At 69.2% G+C, this 14,234-nt stretch carries 14 protein-coding genes; 10 read left to right on the top strand and 4 right to left on the bottom strand.

Going from position 1 to position 14,234, the window contains the following annotated elements:
- Positions 1-30 precede the first annotated feature (30 nt).
- A complete protein-coding gene (gene aspS, locus F784_RS0104650) occupies positions 31-1,350 on the bottom strand; it encodes an aspartate--tRNA(Asn) ligase (protein ID WP_019585544.1) in 1,320 nt (439 codons plus the stop codon).
- 236 nt (positions 1,351-1,586) lie between these two features.
- Between aspS and F784_RS0104645 the strand changes: the two genes are divergently transcribed.
- The 5 genes from F784_RS0104645 to F784_RS0104625 are packed head-to-tail and all read left to right on the top strand — an operon-like array spanning position 1,587 to position 5,889.
- Complete coding sequence (locus F784_RS0104645) at positions 1,587-2,135, top strand: TetR/AcrR family transcriptional regulator (protein WP_019585543.1); 549 nt, start codon at positions 1,587-1,589, stop codon at positions 2,133-2,135.
- The gene (locus F784_RS0104640) at positions 2,120-3,412 is read left to right on the top strand and encodes an MFS transporter (protein ID WP_019585542.1); all 1,293 of its coding nucleotides are present in this window, start codon (positions 2,120-2,122) and stop codon (positions 3,410-3,412) included. The genes F784_RS0104645 and F784_RS0104640 overlap by 16 nt, the downstream gene beginning before the upstream one ends.
- On the top strand, positions 3,409-4,446 hold the full coding sequence (locus F784_RS0104635; protein ID WP_019585541.1) for a 3'(2'),5'-bisphosphate nucleotidase CysQ family protein: 1,038 nt from the start codon (positions 3,409-3,411) through the stop codon (positions 4,444-4,446). Before F784_RS0104640 ends, F784_RS0104635 begins: the two co-directional genes overlap by 4 nt.
- Positions 4,447-4,451: 5 nt before the next feature.
- Positions 4,452-5,018: a GNAT family N-acetyltransferase gene (locus F784_RS0104630; protein ID WP_019585540.1), complete on the top strand. Its 567-nt coding sequence runs from the start codon at positions 4,452-4,454 to the stop codon at positions 5,016-5,018.
- Positions 4,999-5,889: an NAD(P)-dependent oxidoreductase gene (locus F784_RS0104625; protein ID WP_019585539.1), complete on the top strand. Its 891-nt coding sequence runs from the start codon at positions 4,999-5,001 to the stop codon at positions 5,887-5,889. Before F784_RS0104630 ends, F784_RS0104625 begins: the two co-directional genes overlap by 20 nt.
- Here the strand turns inward: F784_RS0104625 and F784_RS22315 are convergent.
- The 3 genes from F784_RS22315 to F784_RS0104610 all read right to left on the bottom strand — a co-directional run bounded on the left by F784_RS22315 (position 5,886) and on the right by F784_RS0104610 (position 9,169).
- Complete coding sequence (locus tag F784_RS22315) at positions 5,886-6,512, bottom strand: DUF4037 domain-containing protein (RefSeq protein ID WP_019585538.1); 627 nt, start codon at positions 6,510-6,512, stop codon at positions 5,886-5,888. The genes F784_RS0104625 and F784_RS22315 overlap by 4 nt on opposite strands.
- A gap of 320 nt (positions 6,513-6,832) precedes the next feature.
- Positions 6,833-7,954 (bottom strand): tRNA 2-thiouridine(34) synthase MnmA, encoded by a 1,122-nt coding sequence (mnmA, locus tag F784_RS0104615; protein ID WP_019585536.1) that lies wholly within the window; start codon positions 7,952-7,954, stop codon positions 6,833-6,835.
- Positions 7,955-8,008: 54 nt separating this feature from the next.
- Positions 8,009-9,169 (bottom strand): S1C family serine protease, encoded by a 1,161-nt coding sequence (locus F784_RS0104610; protein WP_026332269.1) that lies wholly within the window; start codon positions 9,167-9,169, stop codon positions 8,009-8,011.
- Positions 9,170-9,378: 209 nt separating this feature from the next.
- Between F784_RS0104610 and F784_RS0104605 the strand changes: the two genes are divergently transcribed.
- From F784_RS0104605 to F784_RS0104585, 5 genes are all read left to right on the top strand, one after another.
- The gene (locus tag F784_RS0104605; RefSeq protein WP_019585534.1) at positions 9,379-10,353 is read left to right on the top strand and encodes an HD domain-containing phosphohydrolase; all 975 of its coding nucleotides are present in this window, start codon (positions 9,379-9,381) and stop codon (positions 10,351-10,353) included.
- A gap of 47 nt (positions 10,354-10,400) precedes the next feature.
- Entirely contained in the window at positions 10,401-11,543 is a 1,143-nt protein-coding gene (gene lysA / locus F784_RS0104600) for a diaminopimelate decarboxylase (protein ID WP_019585533.1), read from the top strand.
- A 44-nt stretch (positions 11,544-11,587) separates the two neighbouring features.
- Positions 11,588-12,577 (top strand): nuclease-related domain-containing protein, encoded by a 990-nt coding sequence (locus F784_RS0104595; RefSeq protein ID WP_019585532.1) that lies wholly within the window; start codon positions 11,588-11,590, stop codon positions 12,575-12,577.
- A gap of 48 nt (positions 12,578-12,625) precedes the next feature.
- On the top strand, positions 12,626-13,240 hold the full coding sequence (locus tag F784_RS0104590) for a TetR/AcrR family transcriptional regulator (RefSeq protein ID WP_019585531.1): 615 nt from the start codon (positions 12,626-12,628) through the stop codon (positions 13,238-13,240).
- 182 nt (positions 13,241-13,422) lie between these two features.
- Positions 13,423-14,193, top strand: a complete 771-nt coding sequence (locus tag F784_RS0104585) for a TerC family protein (RefSeq protein ID WP_019585530.1) — start codon at positions 13,423-13,425, stop codon at positions 14,191-14,193.
- Positions 14,194-14,234: the final 41 nt, after the last annotated feature.

Below are 14,234 nucleotides of genomic sequence, written 5' to 3'. Positions count from 1 at the left end.
TCCGCTTTCGACCTTCTGCCTTTGCCTGCCTCAGGGCGTCAGCCGGTGCCGGTCGCGGGGGAAGGCGCGGGCGTACCGTACGTTCGCAATCCCCAGCAGCTTCGCCGTCAGCCGCTCGGCCCCGATGGCGAAGCCGCCGTGGGGGGGCATCCCGTACTTGAAGACCTCGGTATAGCCCGTCAGCGACTCGGGGTTGAGCTTGTAGGCGGCAATTGAGTCCATCAGCATGGGGTACTCGTGGATGCGCTGGCCGCCCGAGGTGATCTCGATGCCCCGGAAGAGGAGGTCGAAGCCCCGCGTGATCTCGGGGTTGACGGTGCCGTCGGAGTTGAGTTCCGGGTGCGCGTAGAAGGGCCGGGCGGCACGGGGGTACTTCGTCACGAAGACGAAGTCGGTGCCCTCCGTCTCCGCGTAGTGCTGGCTCAGCAGGCGTTCGCCCTCCGGGTCGAGGTCCTTGCCGCCGACCGCGTGGCCGTACTTCTCGGTGACGAGTTGCCGGGCCTCCATCAGGGTGATGCGGGGAATGCGGGCGGGCACATCGGGAATGGTGGCGCCGAGCAGGGCGAATTCGGCCCCGGCCCGCTCCCTTAGCCGGGTCATGACTGCCGCCAGCACCCGGGTTTCGAGGTCCATCACGTCCTCTTCCGACTCGATAAAGCCCATCTCCACGTCCAGGGACAGGTACTCGTTGAGGTGGCGGGAGGTCGCGTGTTCCTCGGCGCGGTAGACGGGCGCGACCTCGAACACGCGCTCGAAGACGCCGACCATGATCTGCTTGTAGAGCTGCGGGCTCTGCGCCAGGTATGCCGGGTGCCCGAAGTAGTCGATGGGAAAGAGGTTCGCTCCACCCTCCGCCCCCGCCGACACGATCTTCGGCGTGCTGATCTCGGTAAAGCCCTCGGAGATGAGGTGATCACGGAAGGCCGCCACGAGTTCGGCCTGGACCTTCAGCGCCGCCCGTTCCTTCAGGCCGCGCACAGTCACGACCCGGTAGTCGAGCATCGTTTCCGGGTTGACGTTCCACTCCATCTTGGGAATCTCGACGGGCGGGGGTTCGACGGCGGCGCTCAGGACGCGCAGGCTCTCGATCTGCACCTCGAAGCCGCCGGGGGCTTTGGGATGCGCCTTGACCTTGCCCACGACCTCGATGCTGCTCTCGGGCAGGGGGAGGTCGAGGCCGCTGCCGACACACTGGGCAACGCCGCTCACGTCGCGCAGGACCAAAAATTGCACGCCCCCCAGGTCGCGGCGGGCGTGCAGGAATCCCTGGAGTCTGACGGTCTGCCCCTCATGCCCGGGCAGCTCCCGGGTAAGGGTGCGCTGAAGTTGGACGGCGGGTTCGGTGGTCACGTTCGGCTCCTTTAATGAGAAAACCCCCGACTCCTGGGTGGGGTCGGGGGCGCGGTGTGCGGCGAGGCGTCCCCTATTGGGGATCGTCATTCACGTTGTTCGCGTGCGCCGCAGTCATGCCGGGAAGTGTAGCGGGGGCACAGTGGGCGGGTCAATGCCGGAGACTAGGCAGGAGGCAGCCAGGGTCAGATCCGTAGCCTCATTTTTACCAACCGTCCAGACGGTATGCTGTTGGTATGGTTCGAACCCGCAACCCCGAACTCACCCGCTCGACGCTGCTGGAGGCGGCGGGACGGGTGCTCCAGACGCAGGGCGCCTCCCTTTCGCTCGACGCGGTGGCCCGCGAGGCGGGGGTGAGCAAGGGTGGGCTGCTGCACCACTACCCCAGTCGGGAGGCGCTGCTCTCGGCCCTGGCGCTGGCCCTGGTGGACCGTTTCCGGAAGCGGGTGGCCGAGGCCCACGCCCGGGAGCTGGCGCATGGGGGGACGCCTGGGGCCTGGCTGCGCGCCTACATCGAGGTGAGCTTCACGCCCGAGGCGGGGGAGGAAGCGCTGTGCGCCGCCCTCGCCCCACTCGCCGGGCACCCGGACCTCATCGCCGGGTTGCGGGAGGCGCAGGCCTTCGTGGTGGGGGCGGAGGACGACGGCCTCCCCATTGGCCGCGCCCACGCCATTCGCCTCGCATGCGACGGGTTGTGGTTGGGGCCGCTGACAGGCATGCCGGACCTGAGCCCGGGGGCGCGGGCCGCCCTGCACGAGGAGCTGCTGACATGGACGCGGACGTAACGGCGCTCTCCCCCGCCCGGCACCCCGAGCCCGGACCCGGCTGGCAGCGGCGCTTCTGGTCCATCTTCGCGGGGCAGGCGCTCTCGCTCACGGGCTCGGCGCTGACCCAGTTCGTGCTGCTGTGGTGGATCACCGACACGACGGGGAGTGCGGGGGCGCTGGCGACGGCGGGGATGGCAGCGCTGCTCCCGCAGGCACTCCTCGGCCCGCTGGGCGGCACCTTCGCCGACCGCTACAGCCGCCGCCTGCTGATGATCGGGGCCGATACGGTGAGCGCCCTGTGCATGGTGGTGCTGATCTTCCTGTTCGCCACCGGACGGGTCGAACTCTGGCACGTCTACACGATGATGTTCATTCGGAGTTCAATGCAGGCGTTCCAGGTTCCGGCCGCGGCGGCGAGTACGGCGATGCTCGTCCCGGCGAATTTCCTGCCCCGGGCGGCGGGCCTGAACCAGAGCCTCCAGGGCATCATGACGGTGGCCGCCGCGCCCCTGGGGGCCCTCGCCATCAGCGTGATGCCGCTGGGCGCGGCGCTGAGCATCGACGTGGTGACCGCACTGCTCGGCATCCTGCCACTGCTGTTCTTCCGTATCCCGCAGGTGCGGGTGCCACGCGATCAGCGGGCGGGCGTCTGGGCCGAGTTCCGCGAGGGCGTCCGGCTGGTGTGGAGGCACCCCGGCCTGCGTCACCTCTACACCGTGCTGGCCGCCGTCGTGCTGACGGTCATGCCGACCTTTACCCTGACGCCGCTGCTCGTCAAGACCCACTTCGGCGGCGGTCCCGGGCAGGTCGCGCTGATGGAGGGTCTGTCGGGCATGGGGATGATCGTGGGCGGGCTGGCCGTCACCCTGCTCGCCCCGCGGCGACGGGTGGTTACGGTGCTGGTCGCCTTCGCGCTGTCCTGTTTCGCCGTGGCGCTGACGGCCCTGGCCCCGGGGAAGGCCTTCTGGCTCGCCGTGGTGTGGTGGGTGGTGAGCGGCGTGACCTTCAGCTTCGGCAACGCGCCCATGACGGCCGTGCTTCAGACCGTCATCCCCAACCAGCTTCAGGGGCGGGTGCTGTCGCTGCTCTCCACGGTGATGGGGCTGGCCGGACCGGTCGGGTTGGCGCTGGCGGGGCCGCTGGGCGAACTTATCGGCGTGCGGGGCCTCTTCCTGGTGGCGGGCGTGCTGTCGGCCCTGGCGAGCCTGGCAGGGTTCCTCTCGCCCGCGCTGCTGCGGCTGGAGGAGGCGCCTGTCGTGACGCGCGGCGGGGCGCGGGTATCCTCGGAGGCATGACGTTGAACGAAGAACGGCAGGTCGCCACCCGGCTGGCGCTGGAGGCGGGCGAGTTGCTGAGAACGCACCTGGCGCGCGGGCTGATCGTCGAACACAAAACTGGCGCGGACGATCCCGTGACCGCCGCCGACCGCGAGGCGTCCGACCTGATCCTGGCCGGGCTGCGGGCCGCCTTTCCGGGAGACGGGCTGCTGAGCGAGGAGGCGGCCGACAGCCCCTCGCGCCTCGGGGTTGAGCGCGTCTGGATCGTGGACCCCATCGACGGCACGAAGGAATTCACCTCGGGCAGCCCCGACTACGCCGTGAGTATTGGCCTGGCGGTAGAGGGGGAGCCGGTGCTGGGCGTGGTGTACGTCCCCGCGACGGACGAGCTGTTCGTGGGGGTGGTGGGCGAGGGTGTCACGAAGAATGGCGCGCCTGCGGGCTTTAGCGACCGAACTGAGTACGTGGTGAGCGTGTCAGACACCGAATTTAAGCGGGAACTGCACCGCCACGAACTGCCCGGCATGGCGCCCAGCGGCTCCATCGCCCTCAAGCTGGCGCGGATCGCGGCGGGCGAGGCGGATGTGACCTTCACCATGAGCCCGCGCTCGGAGTGGGACATCGCGGCGGGGCACGCGCTCGTGCGGGCGGCGGGGGGCGACCTGCGGCGGCGCGACGGGCGACCCATCCGCTACAACGTCGCGCGGCCCCACATCGAGCAGGGCATCATCGGGGGGCGGCTGGAGGCGATGGAGTGGCTGGAGGGTGAGCTGAGCGTGCGGAACCTCCCGACTGCGCACCTGGGCCTGAAGGCCACCGATCCCGCCTGGACTGTCCTCCCGCCCGAAGATCAGACCGCCCTCGACGGACATCCCGGCATCTTCGTGCGCCACGCGGGGGGCCGGGCACTCGCGCTGCTGGTGGTCGGTCCGGGCGGCAGCGTGGAGCGGGCGGAGGGGGACGCCTTTCACCTCGAACGCCTGACGCGGGACGTGACGCGGGCGCTGGGGCCGCTGGACCGTCAGCCTCTGAGGGCCGGGGGGCTAGACTGACACGCATGGCGGCTGAAGGCATGCCTCTTCAGTGGGGCCGCGTCACCCTCAAACCCGTTCAGGAGTTCACGCCGAAGGAGTGGCGCACCCTCTACCGCTTCTTCCGTGACCGCGAACTCGCCGACTGGAACGACGCCAAGCCCATTCGGCTCCCCGAATGGCTCTTTCGCCGCGTGATGCTGGAGGAGGAAGGCTCGGGCGAGCGCGCGGGCTTCGGCGTGCTGAACGAGCAGGGGGAACTCATCGGCAGCACCGAGCTGTACGACCTGCGCCCGCCCCCGCCGCTCAGGCCGACCATCGGCACCCTGGGCGTGATGATCGGCGTGCGCCCGCTGTGGGGCCAGGGGTACGGCCGCGAGGCCGTGATGGCGCTGCTGGCCTGGGCCTTCACCGGGCGCGAGGCGCCGCTCTCGCGGGTGCGCCTCACCACCTTCGGGCACAACCGCCGCGCCCAGCGGGCCTTTCTGGCGTGCGGCTTCCGCGAGGTGGGCCGCTCGGAGGGGCCGGGCCGCACCGACGTTCACATGGAAATCACGAGGGGAGAGTGGGAAAGTGCGCGTGCTGGTGCCTGACCGGGAGGAATTTCGAGCGCTGGAGGTGGAGGGTGTAGAGTTGGCTTTCTACAGCCCGGAGCATGGGCCGGAGGGCGGCGCGGACGGCGTGGTCCTGTGGCTGGCGCCCGCCAGGTTGCGGGACGAGTTGCTGGCCCTCCCCGGCTTGAAATGGGTCCTGACCCTCACGGCAGGCATCGACCACGTCGCGGACGCGGTGCCCCCGGGCGTCACCCTCTACAACGCCCACCGCCTGCACGACCGCGCGGTCGCCATCCATACCCTCGCCGGGATGCTCGCCGCCGAGCGCGGCCTGCACCGCTTCCGCGACGCCCAGCGAGGGGGCCGCTGGCTACGGACGATGGACCTCGGTACGCTGGACGGGGCGCGGGTGGCGATCTGGGGGTATGGACATATCGGGCGGATTCTGGAGGAGCTGCTGGAGCCGTTCGGGGCGAAGGTGACGGGCATCCGCTCACGCACCCCGGAGGCCGAATGGGACGTCGCTCTGGCGGAGGCCGACTGGGTCGTCCTGCTGCTGCCCAGCACGCCGGAGACGAAGGGCATTGTGAACGCGGACGTGCTGGCCCGCCTGAAGCCCGGCGCGTGGATTTCTAACCAGGGACGCGGGAACCTGATCGACCAAGGCGCGCTGCTCGCCGCGCTCGACTCCGGGCATCTCGGCGGAGCGGTCCTCGACGTGACGGACCCGGAGCCGCTTCCCGAGGGGCATCCACTGTGGGAGCAGGAGAACGTCATCATCACCCCGCACATCGCCAGCACCACCCGGGACCTGATTGCGCGTGGGGCCGAGTACAGTCAGGCCTTTCTGGAGGCGATGGCGGCGGGAAGGGAACCGGAAGGGCGGGTGGAGGCGGGGCAGAAGTATTAGGGTGGGCCAGCGAAGGTGGGCATCTGACGTCGCTTTTTGAGGAGCCGCAGCAGCGGAATTACTACCGCTTCAATGTGATTCGGGACCTCATGCAATGTGGCCTTGGTGAAGGACAGCAGGCGCTCAATGTCCCGTGCTGCATTCAGCGGCACATCAGCCAGGGTTGAGATGAACGTGAGCTGTCGTTTCTCGCCTGGATGCAGAGTACGGTTGAGCGCGAAGAGCACGTCGAAGTAACTTGCGAGCAGCTTCGTCAGGGCGCTATTGACAGCCACCATATCGCCTCGTCGGGCGGCCAGCTTCGCTTGAGCGGCGCGCGAGTTGATAGCACCATGGAGCAAAGGAACGTTCAGCGCGATGATGGCGCGCGCCAGTTCCTCCGGGTAGGGTTGGTCGGTCTGCTGCTGCAACCGGGCGAACCAGCCTTCGCGGTCGAAGAGAATGGTGGACGACCGGACGTTGTGCCACACTGCAGTCGAGTACCCAGGTCTCGCCTCGAACTTCTCAAACAGGTACAGGAAGTGAGCCTCGAAGGAGGCCACGGGCCGAAACATCACATCAACCTGGATACCACTCTCGCGTTCGATCCACTCATCAGCCGTTTCCGCAATGCGGTTGTCCACCTCGAACCGTGAGGCCCGGCGGCTTACAAGCGTCCTGCGGAGCGGCACAGGGACTTCATCGCGGCTGTACACGTATAGATCAAGGTCCGAATCTTCATCCTGTCGCCGGGAAGTGCCGACCCACTGTAGACAACGGCCAGCACCTCTGGGATGGTGGCGTACTGGGCCGCGAGGTCATGGAGCAAGCCTTCGAGGGTCATGGTTCAGTGTGAGGCATGGCGTTTCCCCGGCCCGCTCCGTTGGGTGGACGGCGTACCCGAGACGAAGTTCTTTGCTCAAAAGACAACAGGCTGTGACCTCAGGGTCCGCGTCCTCCCCCATCAAGGGGAGACAGCCACGGGCCGCGCATTCTCGACCATCGGCAACTCCCGCGCGTGGTCCGCGATCAGCCCCCCGCCCAGCAGCCGCGTCCCGGCATATAGCACGGCGCTCTGCCCCGGCGCGACCGCGAACTGCGGTTCCTCGAACCTCAGCTCGAAGCCGATCTCATCAGCATGGATCACCGTTGCCCGCACCGGCTTCGTGCGGTAGCGCACCTGAACCTCGACTTCGCGCGGCAGCTCGGAAAGGTCGAGAAGGTAGTTCGCCCCCTCGGCCCTCAACCCCGTCCACAGGCAGTCCTCGTAGTCGCCGACCCAGACCGTGTTTGTCCCCGGGTCAAGGTGGACGACGTGGCGGACACGGTGCGTCTGGTACAGGCCCAGCCCCTTCTTCTGGCCCAGAGTGTAGAACTGGGTGCCCAGGTGCTCGCCGACGACCTCGCCGGTCCGAATCTCGCGGATGTAGCCCTGACTCTGCGGGAGATGCTCGGCCACGTAATCCTGCACCTTGCCGGGCACGAAGCAGATGTTCTGGCTCTCGGGCTTGCGGGCGGTCAGCAGGCCCTTCTCGGCGGCGATCTCGCGCACGCGGGGCTTTTCCATCTCGCCGACCGGGAAGAGGATGTACGGCAGGGCCTCGCGCGGGGTGCCCCACAGGAAGTAGGTCTGGTCCTTGCGGGGGTCGTCGCCGCGGTGGAACTCGACCGCGCCGTCCTCCCGTTCCACCCGCTTGACGTAGTGCCCGGTCGCCACGTAGCGGCAGCCCAGCATCCGCGCCTTCTTCACGAGTTCGTCGAACTTGACCCGCGTGTTGCAGTTCACGCAGGGGTTGGGCGTGCGGCCCCGCGCGTACTCGTCCAGAAAGGGGCCGACGATGTGGCGCTGGAACTGCTCGCGGTAGTCGAGGAGGTAGAAGGGAACACCCACCTGCTCGGCCACCCGGCGGGCCTCGTAGGCGGCGTCGGGCGAGCAGCAGGTGTCGAAGGTGTCCACGCGCTTGCCGTCGGGCCAGAAGCGCATCATCGCGCCGATGACCTGATAACCCCCGTCTTTCAGCAGCGCCGCCGTGACGCTGGAATCCACCCCGCCCGACATCGCGCACAGCACCCGTTCGCCGCTCATACCGCCGTGGAGCTTAGCAGGCGCGGGGGCGAAAGACCGTGAGGGGAAGGGGGGTCAACGGGTGCCGGTAGGCGGCGTGCCGGGCGCGAGCGTGACGGGCAGGGTGACGGTCTTGCCCGCCCGGTTGATCCTGAGGGTCACGCGCTCCCCGGCCTTCCGGCTGAAGAGGTACTCGCGCAGGTCCGCCGACGTTTCGACCGCCTGACCGTTGACCGACGTGATCACGTCGCCACCGAAATAGACCGGCCCGATGGGCGTCGTGACCTGCGCCGTGCCGCCCTTGACGCCTGCCCGCGCGGCGGGACCGCCCGCCTCCACCCGGGAGACCAGGGCACCCGCGCGGGGCAACTTGTACTGTTGCCGCACCTGCTCGGTCAGGTCGGTGAGTTCGAAGGGGGCGAGCGTGACCCCGATGACCGGGCCGACGACGGTCTGTCCGGCCTGGAGCCGGGTCAGCAGGCTCTTGGCGACGTTGATGGGGATGGCAAACCCCACGCCCGCGTTCTGGCCGATCCCGGTCGCGGCGCCGCTGGGCGAGAAGATTAGCGTGTTGATCCCGACCACCCGCCCCGCCGAATCGAGCAACGGACCACCACTGTTGCCAGGGTTGATGGCCGCATCGGTCTGAATGGCGTTCTGGGGGATTTGCCGCACACCGGTCGGAATCGTGCGCTCCAGGGCCGACACGATGCCGGTGGTCGCGCTGAATTGCAGGCCGAAGGGGGCCCCCAGCGCGATGGTCGTCTGCCCGACCCGCAGCGTGTCGCTGTTGCCCAGCGGCAGCGGGCGGATCAACTTGGCGGGCACCCCCTGCACCCGGATCAGCGCGAGGTCGTAGTCGGGCGCGGTGCCGACCACCCGGGCCGTGAAGTCCTGCTTGCTGTCGCGCAGGTTCACCGTCAGGCGGGTGGCTCCCTCCACCACGTGGTAGTTGGTGAGGGCGTAGCCCTGCGCGTTCACGAAGAAGCCGCTGCCACTGTCCTGCTCCCCCTGGGCACCGGGGTCGGCGAAGATGGGGCTGGAAAAGGTGCCCTGGGCGGTGCTGGGCACCGTGGCGGTGATGTACAGGACGCTTGCCAACGTCCGGTTGATAACGTTGACGGTGGCCTGCTCGGCAGCCGGAAGGGTGGAGGCTGGGGCCGTCGAGGTGGACTGCGCGGCGGCGAGAGGCGAGGTGAGGGAGAGCAGCACGGTCAGGACCAATGCTCTGGGCACGCACGAACCTCCTGGTGCCCCGTCCGGGCACTGGGCGCATTCTTGGGTGGGGCCGCCCCCCGGACTGTAAAGGAAACTAAACTGCCCTTGGGAAAGCTGTGGTGGAGCCGCACAAACCGGTCAAGCTCCGGGAAAGCCGGGGGACTACCTCCCGTTCTGCCCGCCACCGCTGAGCTTGAGACGAACGCTTAAGCTCGACACAATAACCCATGACCTCAGCCGGAACCTCGCTGCATCCCCTGCATGACCTCCAGGCGCCGCACCCCTACCTGCGCCTGCTCGAAGCGATGCCGGTGATGCTGTGGACGGCCGACACGGCCGGGGTCTGGCACCACGTCAACCGCCACTGGGCGGAGTACACCGGCCTGACGAGCGAGGCGTGGGGCTTCGGCTTCGAGGAGGCCCTGCACCCGGACGACGTGGCGCCAACCCAGGCGCGCTGGAAGCAGTCCATCGAGAGCGGCGAGCCCTACGCCATCGAGTACCGGGTTCGCGGACGAGACGGCACCTACCGCTGGTTCCTGATTCGGGGCGCGCGGGTCCTGGACGAGGAGGGGCAGGGCCTGGCCTGGGTGGGCACCTGCACCGACATCGAGGCCCAGAAGCGGGCCGAGCAGGAGGCGCTCGCCACGCGCGAGGCCGCGCTGCGTGCCCTGGGGCTGGCCCTGGAGGCCCGCGACCGCGAGACCCAGGGCCACACCGACCGGGTGACGGCGGAGGCGACCCGGCTGGGGCGGGCACTGGGGCTGGGCCCCGAGGGGCTGGGCGCCCTGCGCCTGGGCGCGTACCTGCACGACCTGGGCAAGATGGCCGTGCCCGACCGCATCCTGCTCAAGCCCGGCCCCCTGACCCCCGAGGAGCGGGGGGAGATGCAGACCCACGCGGCCGAGGGCGAGCGCCTGGCGGGCGAGCTGGGCTTCATCCCGCCCGCCGCGCTGGAACTCGTGCGTCACCACCACGAGCGCTGGGGCGGCGCGGGCTATCCCGACGGTCTGGCAGGCGAAGACATCCCGCTGCTGGCCCGGCTGTTCGCGGTCGTCGATGTCTACGACGCCCTACTCAGCGAGCGACCCTACAAGCGGGCCTGGAGCCGCGAGGAGGCGCTGGCAGAGTTGCGGGCCCAGGCGGGCAGACAGTTCGACCCCCGGGTGGTCACGGCGTTCCTGGGGCTGCTGGGAGGCTGACTCGCGGCCTGACTCCGCCTGCCCCCCGGACCTCTACACTGTCGGGCGTGATCCCGCGCCCCCAGTTCCTCGACGCCGCCGCCCGTTTCGGCACGCCCCTCTACGTGTACGACGCCGCCGAATTGGACGCGGCGCTAGCGAGGGTGAGGGCCGCCTTCGGAGACGCGCGGGTCTACTACGCGATGAAGGCGAACCCGAACCTCACGCTGCTGCGCCGGATGCGGTCGGCGGGCGTGGGGTTCGAGTGCGTGAGCGCCGGGGAGATCGCGCGGGCCGAGCAGGTGGGGGCAGGCGGCGATCAGGTCCTTGTGAATGGCCCCGCCAAGTTGGCGGAGGAATACGCGGCGGGGGCGCGGCTGGGTGCGACCTTCATCGTGGACCGGGTGGAGGAGGTGGGGCTGCTGCCGCCCCGATCACGGGCGCTCGTGCGGGTGAATCCAGCCCTGAGCGTCAGCACGCACGACCACCTCGCGACCGGGGCGGCGGGGAGCAAGTTCGGGGTGACGCCGGAGCAGGCGCCGGGGATGCTGTCCGCCCTGCGGGAGGCCGGGCACGATGCACGGGGCCTGCACGTCCACATCGGCAGCGCGATTCGCAACGCGGCGGATTTCAGCGCGGCCTTCGCGCGGCTGGCCGAGTTACGGCCCCAGACGGGCAACCTGGAGGTGCTGGACGTGGGCGGCGGCTGGGGGGTGGACGCCGACCTCCCCGGTATCGCACGGGAGGCGCGGGCGGCGGCCTCCGTCTTCGGGGCGGCATTGTGGGTGGAACCGGGGCGCTATCTGGTCGCGCGGGCGGGAACGCTGCTCACGCGGGTGGTGGGCACCAAGCACACGGGCCGCAACTTCCTGCTCACCGACGCGGGCATGACCGAACTGCTGCGGCCCATGCTGTACGGCGCCGCGCACCCCGTCACCGCGCTGTGGGACGGCGGGGCGCGGGAGACTTGGGACGTAGCCGGGCCTGCCTGCGAGAGCGGCGACCTCCTCGCGCGGGACGTGCCGCTGCCCGAACCCGCGCCCGGCGACCTCCTCGCCGTCGGGGAGGCTGGCGCCTACGGCGCGAGCATGAGCAGCACGTACCTCACCCGCTCCCGCCCCGCCGAGGCGCTGTGGGACGGGTCGGGCTGGACGCTGATCCGCCGCCGCGAGACGCCGCAGGACGTGTGGGCGGCGGAGGTGGGGGCGTGAATTGAGAGTCTGGTCAGACTTGCTCGCATAGGCTGCGGGCACCCATGATCGTCAAGGAGCTTGAACCGCAGGCCTACCCGAATTCCTTCCGCCGCGCGGGGCACGAGGCCGAGCGCCAGATGGCCCACTACCTGAAGCGGGCCTTCGGGGACGACCGCTACAAGTTCGTGCTGAACAACCTGAGGGTGGAACGTGAGGGGGAAGTCGCGCAGCTCGACCACCTCGTCGTCCACCGGCACGGCCTGATCGTGGTGGAGAGCAAGAGCGTGGCGGGGCAGATCAGTGTGAACGAGCAGGGCGAATGGACCCGCTGGTGGAAGGGGCAGGGGCGCGGTATGGCTTCTCCCATTCTGCAGGCGCGGCGGCAACTCGACCTGCTGGTCCGCCTGCTGAGCGACCACACGGAAGAATTGCTCGACCGGGGCGTGTTCGGCCTGCGTCAGCGCCGCTTTGACACGATGCGCCGGGACGTACTCGTCGCTATTTCGGACGGGGGCCGCATCACCCGCAAGGGCACGCTGGCGGAGGTCGTGAAGGCCGATCAGGTGCCCGACCGCGTGCGGGAGATCGTGGGGGCGGCGGGGGGTTTTGGGGCCTTCGCCTTCAGTGACGCGGAGCTCACGCGCTTGACGGCTTTCCTGCGGACACGTCACCAACCCCTGGCCGCTCCGACTGCGGCAACGGACGACATCTCGGGAGTGCATGGCCCACAGGAGGAGTCGGTTCCCGCCGTGGTCAGCACCCCCGGGCTGGCCACGCCCGGGCAGGTCCGCACCGCTCAAGAGCGCCAGAGCCAGGCGTGTCCCACCCCGGACTTGGGCTGCCGGACGTGTGGGTCCGCAGAACTGACCGTGCTGTACGGCAAGTACGGCCACTACCTGAAGTGCCGGGCCTGCGGGGGCAATACCCCGGCCAAGCCGATTTGCCCCACCTGCGGGCAGCCGGGACGACTGCACAAGGCGGGACGCGAGTTCACGGCACAGTGTTCCGGTGGACATAGCTGGCCCTACTTCACCAACCCGTCGGACACCTGACTTCCCTTTCCCCGGGACGTTCGCCCCTCCCCGGGCTATCATGCGGCTGTGACCGTTCCGCCCTCCCTGCCCATCTCCCCCACGCCCGACACGACCCGCGCCCGCATCCTGACCGAGGCGGCGCGGCTGTTCGTGGCGAGCGGCTACCATGGGGTCAGCATGCGCGAGGTGGCGGCGGCGGTGGGCGTAACCAAACCGGCGCTGTACCACCACTACGAGGACAAGGAGGCCCTCTTCCTGGCGATGCTGGAGGGCACCCTGGCGGGCCTCGCGCGGCTGGTTTCGCACGCGCAGGCGCAGAGCGGGGTGCGGGCGCAGCTGGAGACGCTGGTGGGCGACCTGCTGGCAAGCGCTCCCGAGCAGCGGCTGGGCCTGCAACTGGCGGGCGAGTTGCGGCACGTGTCCCCAGAGCGCCGCGCCGCCTTCGAGAATGAGTACCGGCAGGTCTGGATGGGCGGGCTGACCCGCTTGATTGAGGGAGCGTCGGGGCGGGGGGAGTTGCGGGGCGACCTCTCCCCGGCGGTGCTGACGCGGGCGCTGCTGGCCCTGCTCTACCCGCTGGTGATGGGGGCGCCCCCCGCCGATCCCCAGGGCACGGCGCGGGCGCTGCTGAGCGTGTACCTGGACGGGGCCGTCAAAAGGGAGCGCCCGGACCGAACATAAAGGTCCTTCATCTCCCATTTAAGATTCGTGCACAACTTCTCCCGGACGATGGGGAGTAACGCGCTTTCGCAGCGCGCCGCGGGGTGACCCGCCTGCCTCTCCATGCCGCCTCAGGCGGCTCCGATCCGTTGTGGTTCGCATAACCGCGTTCCACCGCTCGTCCTTTTCACCAGGAGTTTCCTGTGATTGAATCCCTGTTCGGCTGGGTGACCCAGCCCGAAGCCTGGCTCGCCTTTGGCACGCTACTGCTGCTGGAAGTGGTGCTGGGCATCGACAACGTCATCTTCATCAGCATTCTGGCGGGCAAGCTGCCGCGCGAGCAGCAGCAGCGTGCGCGGACGCTGGGGCTGCTCGCCGCCATGCTGATGCGCCTGGCCCTGCTGTTTTCCATCACCTGGATCTACCGGCTGCAAAACGACCTGTTCGAGGTCTTCGGGAAGGGCTTCTCGGGCCGCGACCTGATATTGATCCTCGGCGGCCTCTTCCTGCTGTACAAGGCCGTCAAGGAGATGCACGAGCAGCTTGAAGGCCCCGGTGCGCATGAGACGAGCGTGGTGCGGCAGGGCGCAGCGAACTTCGCGGCGATCATCGGACAGATCATGCTGCTGGACATCGTGTTCAGCCTCGACTCGGTGATCACGGCGGTCGGCATGGCCGACGACATCGGCGTGATGGTGGCCGCCGTCGTCGTGACGGTGGGCATCATGCTCGTCGCGGCGCGGCCCATCGGGGACTTCGTGCAGGCGCACCCGACGGTGAAGATGCTCGCGCTCGCCTTCCTGCTCCTCATCGGCGTGAACCTGATCGCCGACGGCTTCGGCTTCAAGATTCCCAAGGGCTACACCTATTTCGCCATGGGCTTTGCGATCATGGTCGAGTTGCTCAACCTGCGTGCCCGCCGGGGCAAGCCGGTCCACCTGCACGAGACCCAGCGCCACCCTGACGCGGGCTGAGCGCGCCGGAAAGGAGGGGGGCCGGACCTGCGGGTCTCCGG

This window comes from Deinococcus apachensis DSM 19763 (genome assembly GCF_000381345.1).
GTDB classification, from domain to species: domain Bacteria; phylum Deinococcota; class Deinococci; order Deinococcales; family Deinococcaceae; genus Deinococcus; species Deinococcus apachensis.
The sequence above is the reverse complement of the archived record's forward strand: the minus strand, read 5'-3'. Positions and strand labels throughout refer to the sequence as shown.

Coding starts and splice junctions, on each gene's coding strand:
- F784_RS0104645 (WP_019585543.1), top strand. CDS start 1,587: ATGGTTCGAACCCGCAACCCCGAACTCACCCGCTCGACGCTGCTGGAG.
- F784_RS0104640 (WP_019585542.1), top strand. CDS start 2,120: ATGGACGCGGACGTAACGGCGCTCTCCCCCGCCCGGCACCCCGAGCCC.
- F784_RS0104635 (WP_019585541.1), top strand. CDS start 3,409: ATGACGTTGAACGAAGAACGGCAGGTCGCCACCCGGCTGGCGCTGGAG.
- F784_RS0104630 (WP_019585540.1), top strand. CDS start 4,452: ATGGCGGCTGAAGGCATGCCTCTTCAGTGGGGCCGCGTCACCCTCAAA.
- mnmA (WP_019585536.1), bottom strand. CDS start 7,954: ATGAGCGGCGAACGGGTGCTGTGCGCGATGTCGGGCGGGGTGGATTCC.
- F784_RS0104605 (WP_019585534.1), top strand. CDS start 9,379: ATGACCTCAGCCGGAACCTCGCTGCATCCCCTGCATGACCTCCAGGCG.
- F784_RS0104595 (WP_019585532.1), top strand. CDS start 11,588: ATGATCGTCAAGGAGCTTGAACCGCAGGCCTACCCGAATTCCTTCCGC.